Origin of the sequence: Pseudomonas purpurea (assembly GCF_039908635.1) — a bacterium.
GTDB lineage: Bacteria > Pseudomonadota > Gammaproteobacteria > Pseudomonadales > Pseudomonadaceae > Aquipseudomonas > Aquipseudomonas purpurea.
This window is the reverse complement of record NZ_CP150918.1, coordinates 2,071,407-2,090,842: the sequence shown is the minus strand read 5'-3', so window position 1 is coordinate 2,090,842 and position 19,436 is coordinate 2,071,407. Positions and strand designations below refer to the sequence as shown.

Genomic DNA, 19,436 nt, shown 5'->3' with positions numbered 1-19,436 from the left:
CCGAACAGACAACACAGATGTTGAGGTGAACATGTACAACTGGATCAGCGCCCTCGCCGACCTGCAAACCCAGGGCGAGCCCTGCGTGTTGGTGACCATCATCGAGGAGCTCGGCTCGACGCCGCGCAATGCCGGCTCGAAAATGGTCGTCAGCGCCGCGCAGAGTTTCGACACGATTGGTGGCGGGCACCTGGAATACAAAGCCATGCAGGTCGCCCGGGACATGCTTGCCAGCGGCAAACAGGACACCCACCTGGAGCGCTTCACCCTCGGCGCCAGCCTCGGCCAATGTTGCGGCGGCGTGACCGTGTTGCTGTTCGAACCCATGGGCCAGGTCCAGGCGCAAATTGCCGTGTTCGGTGCCGGCCACGTCGGCCGCGCACTGGTGCCGCTGCTGGCCAGCCTGCCCTGCCGGGTGCGCTGGATCGACTCGCGGGAAGCCGAGTTTCCCGAACACATCCCCGACGGCGTGCGTAAAATCATCGCCGAAGAGCCGGTGGACGAAATCAACAGCCTGCCCGTCGGCAGCTACTGCATCGTCATGACTCACAATCACCAGCTCGACCTCGAACTCACCGCCGCGATCCTCAAGCGTAACGACTTTGCCTACTTCGGCCTGATCGGTTCGAAGACCAAACGGGTCAAGTTCGAACATCGCCTGCGTGATCGCGGTTTCGACAGCGCCGTGCTGCAACGCATGCGCTGTCCGATGGGCCTTGGCGAGGTCAAAGGCAAATTGCCTGTGGAAATCGCCATCTCCATCGCCGGCGAAATCATCGCCACCTATAACGCGAATTTCGGCCAACACACCGCGAAAGCCGAACCGATTGCCAAACTGCTGCCCGCTTCACGCCGCAGCCACGCTTCGAACTAAAAAGCCACACACTGAGAACACCTCATGCCTTTGACACGCAAAGCCTACCGCGCCGCCATCCTGCACAGCATCGCCGATCCGGCCGAAGTCGGGATCGAAGCCTCCTACGAGTATTTCGAGGATGGCCTGCTGGTGATTGAAAATGGCCAGATCAGTGCCCTTGGCCCGGCCAGCGAACTGCTCGCCAGCCTGCCAGCCGACATCCAAGTCACCCATTATCAGGACGCGCTGATCACCCCCGGCCTGATCGACACCCACATTCACCTGCCGCAAACCGGCATGGTCGGGGCTTACGGCGAACAACTGCTGGACTGGCTCAACACCTACACCTTCCCGTGCGAAAGCCAGTTTGCCGACAAGGCCCACGCCGAAGAAGTCGCGGATATCTTCATCAAGGAACTGCTGCGCAACGGCACCACTACCGCACTGGTATTCGGCAGCGTGCACCCGCAATCGGTGGACTCGTTCTTCGAAGCCGCGCAGAAGCTCGACCTGCGCATGATCGCCGGCAAAGTGATGATGGACCGCAACGCCCCGGACTACCTGACCGACACCGCCGAATCCGGCTACGTCGAAAGTAAGGCGCTGATCGAGCGCTGGCACGGCAAGGGTCGCCTGCACTACGCGGTGACGCCACGCTTTGCACCGACCAGCACCCCGGAGCAACTGACCCTCGCCGGCCAACTGCTGACCGAGTACCCCGACCTGTACATGCAGACCCACATCAGTGAAAACCTGCAGGAAATCGAATGGGTCAAGGCACTGTTCCCGGAGCGCAAGGGCTACCTGGATGTCTACGATCACTATCAGTTGCTGGGCGAGCGTTCGGTGTTCGCTCACGGCGTGCACCTGTGTGACGACGAGTGCGCACGCCTGGCCGAAACCGGCTCGGCCATCGCATTCTGCCCGACTTCGAACTTCTTCCTCGGTAGCGGCCTGTTCAACCTGCCGATGGCCGAGAAGCACAAAGTCAACGTCGGCCTGGGCACGGACGTCGGCGGCGGCACCAGTTTCTCGCTGCTGCACACCCTGAACGAAGCCTACAAAGTGATGCAGCTGCAAGGCGCACGCCTGAGTCCGTTCAAATCGCTGTACCTGGCCACCCTGGGCGGCGCCCGCGCACTGCGCCTGGAAGACAAGATCGGCACCCTGCAACCGGGCACCGACGCTGACTTCCTGGTGCTGGACTACAACGCCACCCCGCTGCTCAGCTATCGCCTGAAACAAGCCAACAACATCGCCGAAACGTTGTTTGTATTGATGACATTGGGGGATGACCGCACGGTGTTGCAGACCTATGCCGCGGGGAACCTGGTGCATCAGCGCTAAGTTTCCCCAGACAAAAAAATCCCCCGCCGCCATCAGGTTGCGAGGGATTTTTTATTGCCTGTCAGACCGCTATCGCGAGCAAGCTCGCTCCCACAGTTGATCTTCAGTGTTTACAGGATTCGCATTCAACACAAAACCCTGTGGGAGCGGGCTTGCTCGCGATGGGCGCGACTCGGTGTCTCAGAGTTTGGCGGTTGATCGCCCTGGCTTCTTGGTTTGCAACAGGTGCGAGAACACGGCGTGCAAATCGTCCGAGGCGCTTTCTTCGTCGAGGTTGAGCTTGCTGTCGATGTGATCCATGTGATGCATCATCAGGCTCACCGCCAGTGTCACGTCGCGGGCCTCGATAGCATCGATCAACTGGGTGTGCTCATCGTAGGAACAATGCGAGCGGTTGCCGCTTTCGTACTGGGCGATGATCAAGGACGTCTGCGACACCAGGCTGCGCTGGAAGCTGATCAGCGGGGTGTTTTTCGCCGCCTCGGCCAGTTTCAGGTGGAATTCGCCCGAAAGTCGGATACCGGCACCGCGATCGCCACGGGAGAAGCTGTCGCGCTCGTCGTTGACCATCTGCCGCAGCTCGGCCAGTTGTTCCGCTGTCGCGTGCTCGACCGCCAACTCGGTGATCGCCCGCTCAACCAGACGCCGCGCCATGAACACCTGACGCGCTTCATCGACACTCGGGCTGGCAACCACGGCGCCACGGTTGGGCCGCAACAGCACGACACCTTCATGGGCCAGACGCGATAATGCGCGGCGAATGATGGTGCGGCTGACCCCGAAAATCTCCCCCAGCGCCTCTTCGCTCAGCTTTGTACCGGGCGCCAGGCGCTGTTCGAGGATGGCCTCGAAGATATGCGCATAAACGATATCGTCCTGGGTTCCGCTGCGGCCGGCTTTGCCTGCTCGCGGTTGTTTCTTGAGGGGCTGCAACTGTTCGTTCATGGGCACTCGAGTCGGGAGAACGGCGGCGAATTGACCGTGACTGTCAGACAGCACAGTGGGTCGCTGGCAAGTATCGCGTAAAAAACAGGGCACATTGTACACAACCGGTGGTGGCAACACGACTGTACGGCTGTTTGTCGCCTCGGCTGTATCGCAATGGTCCGTTACATTTGAGTTTAGGCTTGATCACATGAATCTGTGGTCAGTACCGCTTTTGTGGCGAGGGAGCTTGCTCCCGTCCGGCGGCGAAGCCGTCGTAAATGCTACGAACGCATTTTAACTGAATCACTGCTTTGCCTACGTGGGTAGGGGCCGCTTCGCAGCCCAGCGGGAGCGAGCTCCCTCGCCACACAAGCGCCTCGTCACATTTGCTCCCATAAACAAGGAACACCGTTGTCATGAACGACGCCACGCACACGCAGCTCCGCCCCTTGGCCGACACCTCGCCCTCGGCCATCGTCGCCGGTTTCATTGCGATGATGACCGGCTACACCAGTTCACTGGTGCTGATGTTCCAGGCCGGACAGGCTGCGGGCCTGACCAGCGGGCAGATTTCGTCGTGGATCTGGGCGATCTCGATCGGCATGGCGGTGTGCTCGATCGGCTTGTCGCTGCGCTATCGCACCCCCATCACCATCGCCTGGTCCACCCCCGGCGCGGCGCTGCTGATCACCAGCCTGTCGGGCGTGACCTACGGCGAAGCCATCGGCGCCTACATCACCTGCGCTGTCCTGGTAACGATCTGTGGCATGACCGGCAGCTTCGAGCGCCTGGTCAAACGCATCCCGGCGTCGCTGGCAGCGGCATTGCTGGCGGGCATCCTGTTCAAGATCGGCAGCGAGATCTTTGTCGCCGCCCAGCACCGCACAGGCCTGGTGCTGGGGATGTTCTTCACTTACCTGGTCGTCAAACGCCTGTCACCCCGCTATGCGGTGCTCTGCGCGCTGCTGATCGGTACGGCGCTCGCCGGGTTCATGGGTTTGCTGGACTTCAGCGGTTTCCACCTGGAAGTCGCAACGCCTGTCTGGACCACGCCGCACTTCTCGCTGGCGGCGACCATCAGCATCGGCATTCCGCTGTTCGTGGTGGCCATGACCTCGCAGAACATGCCCGGCATCGCCGTGCTGCGCGCCGACGGCTACAACGTACCGGCCTCGCCGCTGATCACCACCACCGGCATCGCCTCATTGTTGCTGGCGCCGTTCGGCTCCCACGGGATCAACCTCGCGGCGATCAGCGCCGCCATCTGCACCGGGCCGCACGCCCACGAAGACCGCAACAAGCGCTACACGGCTGCCGTCTGGTGCGGGATTTTCTACGGGATTGCCGGGGTTTTCGGCGCGACGCTGGCAGCATTGTTTGCGGCGCTGCCCAAGGAACTGGTGCTGTCGATTGCCGCGCTGGCGCTGTTCGGTTCGATCATCAATGGCTTGAGCATTGCCATGGCGCAAGTGCAGGAACGGGAAGCAGCGCTGATTACCTTTATGGTGACGGCATCGGGGCTGACGCTGTTTTCCATCGGTTCGGCGTTCTGGGGGATTGTGGCGGGGGTGTTGACTTTGCTGATCCTGAACTGGCGCAAGGCCTGAGGCTCCGCAGGAGCGAGCATAAAAAAAACGGCGACCCTTGGGTCGCCGTTTTTTATGACATCAGGCTACCGGATTGATTGGCTTTTCCGGGTACCAGACGTCCAGCAACGGGCTGACTTCAACGCTGGTCAGCTCGGTGCGGCCTTTCAGCCAGGCTTCTACGGCGGCGCGCTGTTCTGCGCTGACCGAGCCACGCTTTTGCAGGCAAACCAGACCGAAGTCGTCGCCGCCAACATAGCCCAGGCCGTTTGCTTCCATGGCTTCTTTCAGGAACGCATCGAGGAAAGCGTCAATGGCTTCGTCAGCCAAATCTTCTTTGAAATCCAGGTTCAGTTCGAAACCCAGCTCTTGAAATTCATCGACGCACAGTTTTTTGCGCAGACGCTGGGAACGGTTAGTCGCCATTGGAACAATCCTCATAAGTAATAACGGGCGGCACTTTAGCAGTTTAAGCCGCTGTTTGCCCGACTCTCTGGCCGCTCGCGCCTACCACTGGTAAAAAAATAACGGATTAGCCACTGCACCTGAAGCACAAGGCGCTATACCTTGGGCATAATGCCGACACTTTCATGACCACTGAGGGAACTTTTCAACATGCCCTCGTCTTTTTCCCCTCGGCTGTAGGGTTTTATTTCAGATGATCAAATCTTTGCGTCCATTGTTCCTGGCCAGCCTTCTTCTGCCCCTGGCCCTGCCCCTTTCTGCCGCCCCGATCAACACCGCGTTGTCACCCAAGGTTCAACAGGCCCTCAAGGCCAGCAAGCTGCAGGACAGCGCCCTGTCGCTGGTGATGATCCCGCTCAACGGCCCCGGCACCCCGACCATTTTCAACGCGGACGTGTCGGTCAACCCGGCCTCCACGATGAAGCTGGTCACCACCTACGCGGCGCTGGAAATGCTCGGTCCCAATCACCAGTGGAAAACCGAGTTCTACACCGACGGCACCCTCAGCGGCGGCATCCTGAACGGCAACCTGTACCTCAAGGGCGGCGGCGACCCCAAGCTGAACATGGAAAAACTCTGGCTGCTGATGCGTGACCTGCGGGCCAATGGCGTGCGCCAGGTCACCGGCGACCTGATGCTGGACCGCAACTTCTTCGTGCAACCGCAACTGCCCGAGTTCAATGACGACGGCAATGACGAGAACAAACCCTTCCTGGTCAAACCCGACTCGCTGATGGTCAACCTCAAGGCCCTGCGCTTTGTGGCGCGCAACGATTCGGGTCGAGTGCTGGTATCGGTCGAGCCGCCGATCGCCAGCATCCACATCGATAACCAGGTCAAGGCCATCAACTCCAAGCAATGCGCCGGCGATGTTCGCTACAACCCGGTGACCCAGGCCGATGGCGGCGTGACCGTGACGGTCAACGGCCAATTGGGCGATGGTTGCAGCTCCCAGACCTACCTGTCGCTGCTCGATCACGCCACCTACACCGCCGGTGCCGTGCGTGCAATCTGGCAGGAACTGGGCGGCAGCATCCAGGGCAAGGACCGACTGGCCAGCGTGCCGAAAGACGCCAAGGTCCTGGCCCGCGCCTTCTCGCCAGACCTGGCGGAAGTCATCCGCGACATCAACAAGTACAGCAACAACACCATGGCCCAGCAGTTGTTCCTGAGCCTGGGCGCGCAGTACCGCAATGACGCCGACGGCGACGACGCCAAAGCCGCGCAGCGCGTGGTGCGCCAGTGGCTGGCGAAGAAAGGCATCACCTCGCCTCACCTGGTGATGGAGAACGGCTCCGGCCTGTCGCGCGCCGAACGCGTCAGCGCCCGTGAAATGGCCGGCCTGCTGCAAGCGGCCTGGAGAAGCCCGTACTCGGCCGAGTTCGTCAGCTCGATGCCGATTGCCGGCATGGACGGCACCATGCGCAAGCGCCTCAAGCGCACCGCCATGGCCGGTGAAGCCCACATCAAGACCGGCACCCTGAACACCGTGCGCGCCATCGCAGGCTACAGTCGCGACAGCAACGGCAACACATGGGCGGTGGTAGCGATCCTCAACGATCCAAAACCGTTTGGCGCGTCCTCGGTACTCGATCAGGTGCTGCTGGACCTGTATCGCCAGCCGAAACTGGCGGCAACCGCTTCGGCGCTGTAAGCCGAACGTCCAGACACCGAAGATCCAATGTGGGAGCGGGCCGGGCGGCGCTCCGATGCTCGCGATGACGGCGGCACATCCAGCAATGATGTGACTGACCGCTATCGCGAGCGGGCTCGCTCCCACAAGGAACCTAGTTCAGTTGCGCCTCGACCCGATCCCGGCCCGCCTGTTTCGCCGCGTACACCCCGGAATCCGCCCGTAGCAACAGCCCGTCCGCGCCCTCCCCGGCACGCCAGCCAGCGATCCCGAAACTGGCCGTAACGATCCCGACCTCGTCAATCGGCGCACTGCGCAGCCCCTGCCACAACTCTGTCGCGAGGGTATGCGCCTGCTGTGCGTCGCTGTCCGGGCACAGCACCATGAACTCCTCGCCGCCCAGACGACAGAACACATCGGTACGCCGCAGACGATGGCCAATGCGCTCGCAAACAGCCTTGAGCACCCGGTCGCCCACCGCGTGACCATGCTGGTCGTTGATGCGTTTGAAGTGATCGATGTCGAGCATGATCACCGCCAGCTCACCGCCCGCGCGCTCGACCCGGGCCATTTCGGTGGTCAGGCGCTCCTGGAAATAACGCCGATTGTGAATGCCGGTCAGGGCGTCGGTCACCGACAAGGCGCGCAGCTCCTCCTCGACCCGCTTCAAATCGGAAATGTCGGAAATATAGCCATGCCACAACACGCCACCGCCCGGCAGTTCCTCCGGCGTGGCCTCACCCCGCACCCAGCGCAAACCGCGCTGCGGCAATTGCACGCGGTACTCCTCGCGCCAAGGGCTGAGCGTGTTTGCCGAGGTGCGAATCGAGGCGCGCACGCGGGACACATCTTGCGGGTGAATACGGGCGAAGATCGCTTCGGCGTTCATCAGCAACACATCCGGCTCAAGTTCGTAGATTTCACGAATACCGTCGCTGGCGTAAATCACGCTGAAACGACCGCCGAACTCCATCTTGCATTGATAGATCCCGCCGGGCACATGGGCACTGAGTTTCTTGAGCAGCAGGTCACGCGCTGCCAGCGCCTCGTGCACCCGCTTGCGCTCGGTGATGTCGATACAGATCGCCAGGTGCCCGACCCACAAACCATGCTCATCCAGCACCGGCGTGGTCAGCATGTTCACCGCCAGATGACTGCCGTCATGCCGAACCAACGTCCATTCCCGCGCCTCATGGCCGTCCTGCTCACCTTCTTCGACCAGCATGGCCTGAGCGCTCGAAATCGGCTTGCCGTAGCGTTCGCTCAGCTCTCTGGCCCGTGCTTCGAGCTCTCTGGGCAGGTGCAGGTTTTCCAGTGTCATGTGCCCCAGCACTTCGCCAGTGCGGTAGCCCAGCATCTGCTCGGCGCCGGCGTTGAAAGTGCTGATCACGCCGTGCAGGTCCGTCGCGATGATCGCCACCTGGGTCGCCGCATCCAGCACGCTGCGCAATTGCCCGTGGGTGCCACGCAGTTCTTGCTCACGGGCGCGCAGCTCCTGGGTGCGTTGCTCCACCAGCTTCAACGCTCGCTGACGCTGGCTGACCAGCACATAGAGCAACACGCTGAGCAGCAGGCTCAAGAGCGCGCCGAGCACTACCAGGCTGGCCACCGAAGAATGGTTGGTCTGCATGAATGCAGCGCTCGGGCGGATATCCACTTGATAATCGTGATCGCCCAAGCGCAACAAGCGCGCCGTCAGCAAACTGCTGGAGGCTGGCGGATTGACCGACGCGTACAGCACTTCGTGCTGTTCCCCGGTGGACAGGTCCAGGATGCGCACCGAGAGGTTGTCGTGACTCTGCTCAGGCAAGCCGTCGGCCACCAATTGCCGCAGGCTGATGACCGCGATGACATAGCCATACGGCGCGGTTGTCGCCGCCTCACGCGCACTGACCGGCGCCACCAGCAGCACACCGCGGGCGTAGGCCTGATCGACACCCACCAGGTGCATGGGCTGCGAGACCGCGAGACTGCCGTGGGAACGCGCCCGCTCGAGCGTCGAACGGCGCTGGGGTTGGGCAAGCAGGTCGTAACCCAAAGGAGAACCAAGGTGGCTTTGCGTCTGGCTGAAGAGCACAGGGACGTACTCATCGCGCTCACCGGCCACTTGCAACTCGCCGGCGACGTTCAAGTCACGAATGCTGAAGTCCCCCAAACCCTGTTCCCGCACCCTCGCCTCGAATGCCGGTCGCTCGGTGCGACTGACCCGAGGAGCCCAGGCATAGGCCTGAGTGCGGCGCAGCAGCGGTTTGGCGTAACCATCGAATTCCTGACGTGTGACCACACCTGAATTGACAAAGAAACGCCGCAGGCTGTCCAGGCGTTGCTCCTGGTCCTGAAAGCGTTCTTCGATACGGCTGTAGCGTTCGCTGGCAAGCAGTTGAAAGCGTTGTCGCAACTGGTGCTGGAACAGATTGAGGGTCGCCCAGGCGAGCAACCCCGTGAGAATGCCCCCGGCCAGCAATACCAACAGAGCGACCAGCCAGGCCGAAACATCTTCGCTGATAAAGCCCAGGATCTTCGGGCGGACGGCTTGCAACGACATAGGCGCAACTCATAAACGCCAGCGAGCGTAGGCCACACTCAGGCTGTGCCTGAGTTATAGCTATTAGCCATTAATTTAACCAGCGTTATGAATCCAAGAGCCTTTGAAAATCAAGGCTCTGTGGGTCCATTGGGCGCTTAGCGCAGGGTGATTTTCCAGGCGCGGTGGATTTTGCCGTTACGGGCGAAGTCCGGGTCGATGGTCTGCGCGGTGATTTCTTCCACGGCGTAACGCTCGGCGAGGTTTTCCTCGAGCTGGAACTTGCGGAAGTTGTTGGAGAAATACAGCACGCCGCCTGGTGCCAGGCGCGCCATCGCCAGGTCGAGCAACTGCACGTGGTCACGCTGGACGTCGAAAATCCCTTCCATGCGCTTGGAGTTGGAGAAGGTCGGCGGATCGATGAAGATCATGTCGAACTCGTCACGACTGGCTTCCAGCCACGCCATCACATCGCCCTGCTCCAGACGGTTCTTGTCCGAGAAGCCATTGAGCGACAGGTTGCGTCGCGCCCAGTCCAGGTAAGTTTTCGACAGGTCGACACTGGTAGTGCTGCGCGCACCGCCCTTGGCAGCGTGTACGCTGGCGGTCGCGGTGTAGCAATACAGGTTGAGGAAGCGCTTGCCGGCCGCCTCTTTCTGAATCCGCAGACGCATTGGACGGTGGTCCAGGAACAGCCCGGTATCGAGGTAGTCGGTGAGGTTGACCAGCAACTTCACGCCGCCTTCGTTCACCTCGGTGAACTTGCCCTGGGCGCTCTGGCGCTCGTACTGCTTGGTGCCGCTCTGACGCTCGCGACGCTTGACCACCACACGGCTCTTGTCGATGTTCAAGGCCTGCGGAATGGCCGCCAGGGCATCGAACATCCGCGCCGAGGCTTTTTCCGGATCGATGGATTTTGGCGCGGCGTATTCCTGAACGTGGACCCAGTCTTGGTACAGGTCGATGGCCATGGAGTATTCCGGCATGTCGGCATCGTAGACGCGGTAGCAGTCGATGCCTTCACGCTTGACCCACTTGCCGAGGGCCTTGAGGTTCTTTTGCAGGCGGTTGGCAAACATCTGCCCGCCTTCGCTCAGGCGCGCCTGTTCAACCACGGGGGCCGGGGCCGGAACTGGCTTGATCGGGTTGCCGTTCTTGTTGTACTGACGCTCTTGCGGCTCGACCGGCGCCTGATCGTAGGCCGCCTGTTCACGCTCGGCCTGACGCTGTTCCGGGGTACGACGCTCGCCGGTGACGAACTGGTCCGGCAGGACTTTGATCAGCAGCAGCTTGCACGGCAAGGCGCCGTTCCAGAACGAATACTGTTTATGGCTGCGGATGCCCATGCGCTTGCCCAGGTCCGGCGCGCCGGTGAACACCGCCGCTTCCCAGTTCAGACAGGCCTGACGCAGACGCTCGCCGAGGTTCTGGTAGAGGTAGAGCAAGCTCGCCTCGTCGCCCAGGCGCTCGCCGTACGGAGGGTTGCAGATCACCAGACCTTTCTGGTTCTGGTCCGGACGCGGTTCGAACGTCGCGACTTCACCCTGGTAGATCTTGATCCACTCGCTCAGGCCGGCGCGCTCAACGTTGTTGCGGCCCGGTTGAATCAGGCGCGGGTCAGCTTCGTAGCCGCGAATCCACAGCGGAGGCTTGGCCAGGCCGGCAGCAGCGCGGGCGGTGGCCTCCTCGTGAAGTTTTTTCCACAGTGCAGGGACGTGACCGAGCCAGGCAGTGAAGCCCCACTGCTCGCGACGCAGGTTCGGCGCCATGTCGGCGGCGATCATCGCGGCTTCGACCAGGAACGTACCAACACCGCACATCGGGTCAGCCAGCGCGCCACCTTCAGCCGCGATGCGCGGCCAGCCGGAACGGATCAGAATTGCTGCCGCGAGGTTTTCCTTCAACGGTGCCGCACCTTGCTGCAGACGGTAGCCGCGCTGGTGCAGGCTGTGACCGGACAGGTCGAGGGACAGGATCGCTTCGCCACGGTCCAGACGCAGGTGAATGCGCAGGTCCGGGTTGAGCTTGTCGATGGATGGACGCTCGCCCGACGGGGTACGCAGTTTGTCGACAATGGCGTCCTTCACTTTCAGGGCGCCGAAGTGTGTGTTGTCGATGCCCGAACCGTGACCGCTGAACTCGACAGCCAGGGTGCCGTCGCTGAGCATATGGTCCTGCCACTCGACATCCAGCACGCCGTGGTACAGGTCTTCGGCGTCCTTCATCGGGAAGCGTTTCATGACCAGCAGCACCCGGTTCGCCAGACGCGACCACAGGCACAGGCGATAGGCTGTTTCCATGTCGGCCATGCCGCGCACGGCCGAGGTGTGCTCGCGCGCTTCCTCAAGGCCAAGCCCGACGGCTTCCTCGATGAGCAGGCCTTCGAGACCTTTAGGGCAAGTGAGGAAGAGTTCGTAACGTTCCGACATGGGAATTCCAGGGCCTTTAGCAATAAGTGAACGGGCAACGCATCGACCGTCCGGTTTTCAATCAAGCGCTTTTCTTGAAGAGCGCTCGCGTGGCACGAAGGTGTGCCGTTCCACCCCTGCGACTCAAAACCCGAAGGTTAAAAAGAGCTTAGATGCAGGGGCAGATAAAAAATTCGTTGCAACAAAATGTCATAACTCGACCCTTCGTCGAATAGTACCCGAGTGCAACGGGTGGACATTCTCACTAAAGCATTAACCCCATCATTTACTGGGAGCCCGATCATACCGGGCTTTGCTTATCAAACCGGTTACAAACGAGATGTTTCTTATGGCCATAGCACCTAGATGGTTACGTGCTTATGACAAAACGATCATTCCCTCGATGTGACGCTTTGGTTAGAACTCACTACAGGTTGACGTCGCAACGGCGTCAACACCTTGGCTCGCGACGCCGGCAGCGAGCCGCCAACGGCAGGAAATTTTCTGCCAGACCTCAATAGAGGTCGACGCGAAAAATACAGTCAACAAGTGAGGGAAACACCCTATGAGAAGACTTAAGCGTGATCCGTTGGAAAGAGCATTTTTGCGCGGATATCAATATGGCGTTGGTGGTAAATCCCGTGAGCTTTGCCCATTTACTCTACCGTCGGTACGCCAAGCCTGGATCAACGGCTGGCGAGAAGGACGCGGCGACAACTGGGACGGTATGACCGGCACTGCGGGAATCCATAGACTCAACGAACTTCACGCCGTCGGCTAAACGGGGCACACATTCCGACACGACAATCTGAATACGCAACACCTTAACCACGCACGTCCCATCCGGACGGCGGGCTTCGGCCCAGGGGCTCCTTCGAGGAGCCCTTTTTTATGCCTGTAAAAATTGCGGTGGGGCTTTTGTGGCGAGGGAGCTTGCTCCCGCTGGGTTGCGAAGCGGCCCCAAAACCAATCAACTCGGTGTATCAGGTAAAGCGCGATTGCAGGATTTACGACTGCCTCGCAGCCGAACGGGAGCAAGCTCCCTCGCCACAAAAGCCCTTACCCATAGGCTTCAGCGCAGGGCCGCGATCGCGTCGACAGACTCACGAATCAGCGCCGGGCCCTTATAGATGAAGCCAGAGTAGAGCTGCACCAGACTCGCACCTGCGGCGATCTTCTCAGCCGCATGCTTGCCTTCGGTAATACCGCCCACCGCAATGATCGGCAAACGTCCAGTCAACTCGGCGGCCAGCACCTTCACAGTGTGGGTGCTCTTGTCGCGCACGGGGGCACCCGACAAACCACCCATCTCGTCACCGTGCTCCAGGCCTTCAACGCCGACGCGGCTCAGCGTGGTGTTGGTGGCAATCACCGCGTCCATGCCGGTTTCAACCAGCGCCTGTGCAACCTGAGCGGTTTCTTCGTCGGTCATGTCCGGGGCGATCTTGATCGCCAGTGGGACATGTTTGCCGTGGCGCAGCGCCAGTGCGGCCCGACGCGTGGCCAGGTCCGCCAGCAGTTGCTTGAGCGAATCACCAAATTGCAGGCTGCGCAGGCCCGGGGTGTTCGGCGAACTGACGTTGACCGTCACATAGCTGGCGTGGGCGTACACCTTGTCCAGGCAGATCAGGTAGTCGTCGACGGCACGCTCGACCGGCGTGTCGAAGTTCTTGCCGATGTTGATCCCCAGCACGCCCTTGTACTTGGCAGCGGCCACGCGGGCCAACAGATGATCGACGCCCTGGTTGTTGAAACCCATGCGATTGATGATCGCCTCGGCCTGCGGCAAGCGGAAAATCCGTGGCTTGGGGTTACCGGGCTGTGGACGCGGGGTGATGGTGCCGATTTCAACGAAGCCAAAACCCAATTGGGCAAACCCGTCGATGGCCGCTCCGTTCTTGTCCAGCCCCGCCGCCAACCCCACCGGGTTGGGAAAGTCCAGCCCCATGACGTTCACCGGCAACTGCGCCGGCGCCTTGCACAGCAAGCCGTTGAGGCCCACACGCCCGCCTGCACCGATCAAGTCCAGGGACAGGTCGTGGGAGGTTTCCGGGGAGAGTTTGAACAGCAGTTGGCGGGCCAGGGTATACATGGGCGGGTTTGACTCGGTTGGCGGCGAAATTAGGCGGCGATTATAGCCGGGCATCGGGGTCGCACGCGAGGCGCACGATGAAATCAGCAGCCAGTGGCATATGCCTTGCACTTGTTAACGCATCAGCACTCATGCCAACGACGGGATGAGCCCCACAGGGCTGATGGAAAGGACAACGGCGTCGTCATCCGGCCTGATTTTCACGGTGGTCGGGTACGGCGCTTTTTCATGCAAGGTGCTTATGCGATGACTGAACCTCAAGCAGCCCCTCTGGCCTGGGTCAACGGCAGCGATGCCCCGGAAAAAACCGAGATCAACCTGGGCTTCATGGCCCTGAGCGACTGCGCCTCGGTGGTCGTTGCCGCGACCCAGGGCTTCGCTCAGCCCTATGGCCTGACGCTGAACCTCAAGCGCCAGTCGTCCTGGGCCAACCTGCGGGACAAACTGGTCAGCGGCGAACTGGATGCCGCCCACAGCCTGTACGGCTTGATCTACGCCGTGCACCTGGGGATCGGCGGCGTGGCGGCAACGGACATGGCGGTGCTCATGGGCCTGAACCAGAACGGCCAGAGCATCAACCTCTCCCACGGCCTGCAAGCCTTGGGCGTGACCCGTCCTGAAGCGCTGGATGCCTATGTGCACCAACGTCGCCCAAAACTCACCTTTGCCCAGACGTTCCCCACCGGCACTCACGCCATGTGGTTGTATTACTGGCTGGCGAGCCAGGGCATTCATCCATTGCTGGATGTCGACAGCGTCGTGGTCCCGCCGCCGCAAATGGTCGCGCACTTGCAGGCCGGGCGTATCGACGGCTTCTGCGTCGGCGAACCCTGGAGCGCCAGCGCGGTACGGCAGAACCTCGGTTTCACGCTTGCGACGAGCCAGAGCATTTGGCCCGATCACCCGGAAAAAGTCCTCGGCTGCACCCGTGCCTTCGTCGAACACTACCCGAACACCGCCCGCGCCCTGGTCATGGCCATTCTGGAAGCCAGCCGTTTCATCGAGCAAAGCCCGGAAAATCGCCGGAGCACCGCACAGCTGTTGAGCGCTCCCGAGTACCTCGACGCGCCGCTGGACTGTATCGAACCGCGCCTGCTGGGCGACTATGCCGACGGCCTCGGCCATCGCTGGCAGGACCCGCACACGTTGCGCTTTCATCACGGCGGTGAGGTGAACATTCCGTACCTGAGCGATGGTATGTGGTTCATGACCCAGTTCCGGCGCTGGGGTTTGCTGCGCGAAGACCCGGACTATCTGGGCGTGGCGCGGCAGGTCCAGCAACTGGGCGTCTACCGCGACGCCGCCACGGCGCTGGGTATCGCAGCCTGGGGCCAGGAGATGCGCAGCAGTCAGTTGATCGACGGCAAAACCTGGGACGGCTCGGACCCGGCGACGTACGCCCGCAGCTTCAAGCTGCACGCCATGGCCGACACTCCCACCCTTCTCGCCCGCCGCTGACAGGAAGCCATGACCATGTTGCGTATCCTGCTGATCAACGACACCGCGAAAAAAGTCGGGCGACTCAAAGCCGCGCTGACAGAGGCAGGCTTTGAGGTGATCGACGAGTCCGGCCTGACCATCGACCTGCCCGCACGCGTCGAAACGGTGCGCCCGGACGTAATCCTGATCGATACCGAGTCACCGAGCCGCGACGTGCTGGAGCAAGTGGTGCTGGTCAGTCGCGACCAGCCACGGCCGATTGTGATGTTCACCGACGAGCACGACCCGGGGGTGATGCGCCAGGCGATCAAGTCCGGCGTCAGCGCCTACATCGTCGAAGGCATTCATGCCGCGCGCCTGCAACCGATCCTCGACGTGGCGATGGCGCGTTTTGAAAGCGATCAGGCGCTGCGCGCCCAACTCCAGGCCCGCGACCAGCAACTGGCCGAGCGCAAGCGCATTGAACTGGCCAAGGGCTTGCTGATGAACATGAAAGACTGCAACGAGGAACAGGCCTACACCCTGATGCGGCGCCAGGCCATGAGCCGCCAGCAGAAGCTGATCCAGGTGGCGGAGCAAATCATTGCCATGAGTGAGTTGCTGGGCTGACCCGATCGTTGTGGCGAGGGAGCTTGCTCCCGTTGGGGTGCGAAGCGCCCCAAAACCTGCCAGCGCATCGTGTCAGATAAGACCCATCAGCCAGATCACGACTGCTCCGCAGCCGAACGGGAGCGAGCTTGCTCGCGATTGGCCACAACTCGGTCTTAACCTGTTGGCACAATTCTCGCTATGTAATCGGCACAGGTAACCAACGGCGGTTGCCCCACCTACGACAAAGACGTCGCACACCCTGTTCGCGCAAGCGCAGCGGGTGGCGACGTTTTTTCGTTTTGGCCCCATAGCCCGGGGCCGGTGGTGCGGCCGTTGCGGCGCCCCACCGCAAAGCTCACGACTCCTTCGAGACTCTTCACCTGAGGTGCGCGATGAATTCAAGCTTCTGGAAATCCGGCCATACCCCAACCCTGTTCGCGGCCTTCCTGTATTTCGACCTGAGCTTCATGGTCTGGTACCTGCTCGGCCCCTTGGCGGTGCAAATCGCTGCCGACCTGCACCTGACCACCCAGCAACGCGGGCTGGTGGTGGCCACGCCGATTCTGGCCGGGGCCATCCTGCGTTTCGTGATGGGCTTGCTGGCGGATCGTCTGTCACCCAAAACCGCCGGGGTGATCGGCCAGGTGATCGTGATCTGCGCGCTGTTCGGCGCCTGGAAACTCGGCATCCACAGCTACGAGCAAGCCCTGTTGCTCGGCGTATTCCTCGGCATGGCCGGGGCGTCGTTCGCCGTCGCCCTGCCCTTGGCCTCGCAGTGGTATCCGCCGCAGCATCAGGGCAAAGCCATGGGCATCGCGGGCGCGGGCAATTCGGGTACGGTGCTCGCGGCGCTGATCGCCCCGGTGCTCGCGGCAGCATTTGGCTGGAGCAACGTCTTCGGTTTCGCCTTGATCCCGCTGATCCTGACCCTGATCGTCTTTGCCTGGCTGGCGAAAAACGCCCCTGAACGGCCGAAAGCCAAAGCCATGAGCGACTATTTCAAGGCCCTGGGTGACCGCGACAGTTGGTGGTTCATGTTCTTCTACAGCGTGACCTTCGGCGGCTTCATCGGCCTGGCCAGCGCCCTGCCTGGCTACTTCAACGATCAGTACGCCTTGAGTCCGGTCACCGCGGGCTACTACACCGCCGCGTGCGTGTTTGGCGGCAGTTTGATGCGACCACTCGGGGGCGCGTTGGCGGACCGTTTCGGCGGTATTCGCACCCTGCTGGCGATGTACACCCTCGCCGCAGTCTGCATCGCCGCCGTGGGCTTCAACCTTCCCAGTTCCTACGCGGCACTGGCGCTGTTCGTCTGCACCATGCTCGGCCTGGGAGCAGGTAATGGCGCAGTGTTCCAACTGGTACCGCAGCGCTTTCGCCGTGAGATCGGCGTCATGACCGGGTTGATCGGCATGGCGGGCGGCATCGGCGGTTTTGCCCTGGCGGCGGGCATGGGTGCGATCAAACAAAGCACCGGCAGCTATCAACTGGCCTTGTGGTTGTTTGCCAGCCTCGGGGTGCTGGCCTGGTTCGGCCTGCACGGCGTCAAGCGTCGCTGGAGAACCACTTGGGGTTCGGCTGCCGTGACGGCGGCGCGGGTCTGAGTTGTCGATGAGCCTGCAACTGAGCTTCGCCGAGGCTAGCGCCATCGGCCCCCGGGACGAAAATCAGGACGCCCTGCGCCTGGTCACACCGGCCGCCGAACTGGCGGCCAGCAAGGGGTTTCTGTTCGCCATCGCCGACGGTGTCAGCCAATGCGCCGATGGTGGTCTCGCCGCCCGGACAACCTTGCAGGCACTGGCCCTGGACTACTACGCCACGCCGCAAACCTGGGGCGTGGCCCAAGCGCTGGATCGCTTGCTGCTGGCGCAAAATCGCTGGTTGCAGGCCAACGGTGGCGGCTTGCCGTTGCTCACCACCGTCAGCGCCCTGGTCTTACGGGGTCGACGCTTCACCCTGGCACATGTCGGCGACTGCCGGGTGTATCGCTGGCATGCCGATCAACTCCTGCGCATCAGCGAAGATCACGTCTGGGAGCAACCGGGCATGCAGCATGTGCTCAAGCGTGCATTGGGGCTGGACCAGCATCTGGTGCTGGACTTCCTCGATGGTGAATTGCGCGTGGGCGAGAGTTTCGTCCTGCTCAGCGACGGGGTTTGGGCGACGCTGGGTGACACGGCCATCGCGGCCATTCTGCGCGACCAGCCCGACCTGCAAAGCGCCGCGCAAACCCTGGTCCACGCCGCACACCTGGCCGGTAGCCAGGACAACGCCAGCGCACTGCTGGTGCGGGTCGACGCCCTCGGTGAAGCGAGCATCGGTGACGCGCTGATTCACCTGCAGCAATGGCCGCTGCCGCCGACGCTCAAATCCGGGCAATCCTTCGAAGGCTGGCAGGTCGAGACGCTGCTTGGGCACAGCCAGCAGTCGCTGATCTATCGCGTGCGCGATGGGCAGCAACAGCCGTGGCTGCTGAAAACCCTACCCTTGCCGTTGAGCAACGACACCGCCGCCGCACAAGCCCTGCTGTCCGAAGAATGGTTTCTCAAGCGCGTTGCCGGGCGCAGTTTTCCCGAAGTGCACCCGGCGATTCAGCGTCAGCACCTGTACTACGTGATGCGCGAGTATCCGGGGAAAACCCTGGCCGATCTGTTCGCACAGAACGGCCCGCTGCCACTGGCCCAATGGCAACCACTGGCCGAACGCCTGTTACGGGCGGTGGGCATGCTGCATCGACGGCAGATTTTCCATCGCGACATCAAACCGGAAAACCTGCTGCTGAGTGAGGACGGTGAACTGCGGCTGCTGGATTTCGGATTGGCGTATTGCCGTGGATTGTCCGAGGACCAGGCAAACGCACTGCCGGGCACGCCGAGCTACATCGCCCCGGAAGCGTTCAAAGGTGATGCGCCGACGCCGCAACAGGATTTGTATGCGGTCGGTGTAACGCTCTATTACCTGGCCACCGGGCATTATCCCTACGGAGAAATCGAAGCCTTCCAACGTCCGCGTTTTGGCCTGCCGGTCAACGCCAACCGTTATCGGCCGGACTGGCCGGACTGGCTGGGCCAAAGCCTTGCGCGCGCGGTGTGCGCCGACCCGGCGCAACGGTATGAAACGGCGGAAGAATGGTTGCTGCTGCTGGAGCAAGGGGAACGGCGCAGTTTGAGCGTGCGGCCCAGACCGTTGCTGGAGCGTGAACCGCTGAAGGTCTGGCGGACGTTGGCGCTGGTGGTGTTGCTGATCAATGTGGTGCTGGTGTTCCTGCTACTCCATTCCTGAGTCAAACACCGCTCCCCGTGGCGAGGGGGCTTGCCCTAATGCCGGTAAGTTAACGGAAACCTATCGCCTGGTGGTCAATTGTGGCGAGGGAGCTTGCTCCCGCTCGGCCGCGAAGCGGTCGTAATCCGTCAATCGCATTCCATCTGAATACTCGCGGTGGCTGATTTTAGGGTCGCTTCGCAACCCAGCGGGAGCAAGCTCTCTCGCCACAGGCCCTCTCCGCGCCATGACTGTGCAGAACGCCTTGAATCGGTGCAAAAAACCCAAGACGCCCACTGATTTTCA

The 19,436-nt window shown here is 61.7% G+C and carries 14 protein-coding genes; 9 read left to right on the top strand and 5 right to left on the bottom strand.

Features of this window, described 5'->3' with window-relative positions; translation table 11 throughout:
- Positions 1 to 31: 31 nt before the first annotated feature.
- Positions 32 to 874 carry a xanthine dehydrogenase accessory protein XdhC gene (xdhC, locus tag AABM54_RS09425; RefSeq protein WP_347905048.1) on the top strand — a complete coding sequence of 281 codons (843 nt, stop codon included), beginning with the start codon at positions 32 to 34 and terminating at the stop codon, positions 872 to 874.
- 24 nt (positions 875 to 898) lie between these two features.
- Entirely contained in the window at positions 899 to 2,203 is a 1,305-nt protein-coding gene (guaD, locus tag AABM54_RS09420; RefSeq protein WP_347905046.1) for a guanine deaminase, read from the top strand.
- Between the two features lie 180 nt (positions 2,204 to 2,383).
- Here the strand turns inward: guaD and AABM54_RS09415 are convergent, their stop codons facing one another.
- On the bottom strand, positions 2,384 to 3,148 hold the full coding sequence (locus AABM54_RS09415; RefSeq protein ID WP_347905044.1) for a GntR family transcriptional regulator: 765 nt from the start codon (positions 3,146 to 3,148) through the stop codon (positions 2,384 to 2,386).
- 398 nt (positions 3,149 to 3,546) lie between these two features.
- Here AABM54_RS09415 and AABM54_RS09410 point away from each other — a divergent pair, with 398 nt between their 5' ends.
- On the top strand, positions 3,547 to 4,737 hold the full coding sequence (locus tag AABM54_RS09410) for a benzoate/H(+) symporter BenE family transporter (RefSeq protein WP_347905042.1): 1,191 nt from the start codon (positions 3,547 to 3,549) through the stop codon (positions 4,735 to 4,737).
- Between the two features lie 60 nt (positions 4,738 to 4,797).
- Here AABM54_RS09410 and AABM54_RS09405 read toward each other — a convergent pair whose 3' ends face one another.
- Positions 4,798 to 5,142, bottom strand: coding sequence for a YggL family protein (locus AABM54_RS09405; protein ID WP_095082694.1), 345 nt, complete (start codon positions 5,140 to 5,142; stop codon positions 4,798 to 4,800).
- Between the two features lie 232 nt (positions 5,143 to 5,374).
- Between AABM54_RS09405 and dacB the strand changes: the two genes are divergently transcribed.
- Positions 5,375 to 6,835 (top strand): D-alanyl-D-alanine carboxypeptidase/D-alanyl-D-alanine-endopeptidase, encoded by a 1,461-nt coding sequence (gene dacB / locus AABM54_RS09400; RefSeq protein WP_347905040.1) that lies wholly within the window; start codon positions 5,375 to 5,377, stop codon positions 6,833 to 6,835.
- 133 nt (positions 6,836 to 6,968) lie between these two features.
- On the opposite strand, the gene AABM54_RS09395 is transcribed toward dacB, so the two are convergent.
- Together AABM54_RS09395 and rlmKL are read right to left on the bottom strand one after the other, a co-directional pair.
- Entirely contained in the window at positions 6,969 to 9,359 is a 2,391-nt protein-coding gene (locus AABM54_RS09395) for a diguanylate cyclase (protein WP_347905038.1), read from the bottom strand.
- A gap of 137 nt (positions 9,360 to 9,496) precedes the next feature.
- Positions 9,497 to 11,767 (bottom strand): bifunctional 23S rRNA (guanine(2069)-N(7))-methyltransferase RlmK/23S rRNA (guanine(2445)-N(2))-methyltransferase RlmL, encoded by a 2,271-nt coding sequence (rlmKL, locus tag AABM54_RS09390; RefSeq protein WP_347905036.1) that lies wholly within the window; start codon positions 11,765 to 11,767, stop codon positions 9,497 to 9,499.
- A 544-nt stretch (positions 11,768 to 12,311) separates the two neighbouring features.
- Here rlmKL and AABM54_RS09385 point away from each other — a divergent pair.
- The gene (locus tag AABM54_RS09385; protein ID WP_003223300.1) at positions 12,312 to 12,527 is read left to right on the top strand and encodes a ribosome modulation factor; all 216 of its coding nucleotides are present in this window, start codon (positions 12,312 to 12,314) and stop codon (positions 12,525 to 12,527) included.
- Between the two features lie 291 nt (positions 12,528 to 12,818).
- Here AABM54_RS09385 and AABM54_RS09380 read toward each other — a convergent pair whose 3' ends face one another.
- Positions 12,819 to 13,838, bottom strand: coding sequence for a quinone-dependent dihydroorotate dehydrogenase (locus AABM54_RS09380; protein WP_347905032.1), 1,020 nt, complete (start codon positions 13,836 to 13,838; stop codon positions 12,819 to 12,821).
- Between the two features lie 246 nt (positions 13,839 to 14,084).
- On the opposite strand from AABM54_RS09380, the gene AABM54_RS09375 reads away from it, so the two are divergent.
- From AABM54_RS09375 to AABM54_RS09360, 4 genes are all read left to right on the top strand, one after another.
- Positions 14,085 to 15,296: a CmpA/NrtA family ABC transporter substrate-binding protein gene (locus AABM54_RS09375; RefSeq protein ID WP_347905030.1), complete on the top strand. Its 1,212-nt coding sequence runs from the start codon at positions 14,085 to 14,087 to the stop codon at positions 15,294 to 15,296.
- A 15-nt stretch (positions 15,297 to 15,311) separates the two neighbouring features.
- Positions 15,312 to 15,887 carry an ANTAR domain-containing protein gene (locus AABM54_RS09370; RefSeq protein WP_347905028.1) on the top strand — a complete coding sequence of 192 codons (576 nt, stop codon included), beginning with the start codon at positions 15,312 to 15,314 and terminating at the stop codon, positions 15,885 to 15,887.
- 374 nt (positions 15,888 to 16,261) lie between these two features.
- Positions 16,262 to 17,473, top strand: a complete 1,212-nt coding sequence (locus tag AABM54_RS09365) for a nitrate/nitrite transporter (protein WP_347905026.1) — start codon at positions 16,262 to 16,264, stop codon at positions 17,471 to 17,473.
- Positions 17,474 to 17,480: 7 nt separating this feature from the next.
- On the top strand, positions 17,481 to 19,151 hold the full coding sequence (locus AABM54_RS09360; protein ID WP_347905024.1) for a bifunctional protein-serine/threonine kinase/phosphatase: 1,671 nt from the start codon (positions 17,481 to 17,483) through the stop codon (positions 19,149 to 19,151).
- Positions 19,152 to 19,436 lie beyond the last annotated feature (285 nt).

Coding starts and splice junctions, on each gene's coding strand:
- AABM54_RS09360 (WP_347905024.1), top strand. CDS start 17,481: ATGAGCCTGCAACTGAGCTTCGCCGAGGCTAGCGCCATCGGCCCCCGG.
- AABM54_RS09365 (WP_347905026.1), top strand. CDS start 16,262: ATGAATTCAAGCTTCTGGAAATCCGGCCATACCCCAACCCTGTTCGCG.
- rlmKL (WP_347905036.1), bottom strand. CDS start 11,767: ATGTCGGAACGTTACGAACTCTTCCTCACTTGCCCTAAAGGTCTCGAA.
- AABM54_RS09380 (WP_347905032.1), bottom strand. CDS start 13,838: ATGTATACCCTGGCCCGCCAACTGCTGTTCAAACTCTCCCCGGAAACC.
- xdhC (WP_347905048.1), top strand. CDS start 32: ATGTACAACTGGATCAGCGCCCTCGCCGACCTGCAAACCCAGGGCGAG.
- guaD (WP_347905046.1), top strand. CDS start 899: ATGCCTTTGACACGCAAAGCCTACCGCGCCGCCATCCTGCACAGCATC.
- AABM54_RS09395 (WP_347905038.1), bottom strand. CDS start 9,359: ATGTCGTTGCAAGCCGTCCGCCCGAAGATCCTGGGCTTTATCAGCGAA.
- AABM54_RS09370 (WP_347905028.1), top strand. CDS start 15,312: ATGTTGCGTATCCTGCTGATCAACGACACCGCGAAAAAAGTCGGGCGA.
- AABM54_RS09405 (WP_095082694.1), bottom strand. CDS start 5,142: ATGGCGACTAACCGTTCCCAGCGTCTGCGCAAAAAACTGTGCGTCGAT.
- dacB (WP_347905040.1), top strand. CDS start 5,375: ATGATCAAATCTTTGCGTCCATTGTTCCTGGCCAGCCTTCTTCTGCCC.
- AABM54_RS09410 (WP_347905042.1), top strand. CDS start 3,547: ATGAACGACGCCACGCACACGCAGCTCCGCCCCTTGGCCGACACCTCG.
- AABM54_RS09415 (WP_347905044.1), bottom strand. CDS start 3,148: ATGAACGAACAGTTGCAGCCCCTCAAGAAACAACCGCGAGCAGGCAAA.
- AABM54_RS09375 (WP_347905030.1), top strand. CDS start 14,085: ATGACTGAACCTCAAGCAGCCCCTCTGGCCTGGGTCAACGGCAGCGAT.
- AABM54_RS09385 (WP_003223300.1), top strand. CDS start 12,312: ATGAGAAGACTTAAGCGTGATCCGTTGGAAAGAGCATTTTTGCGCGGA.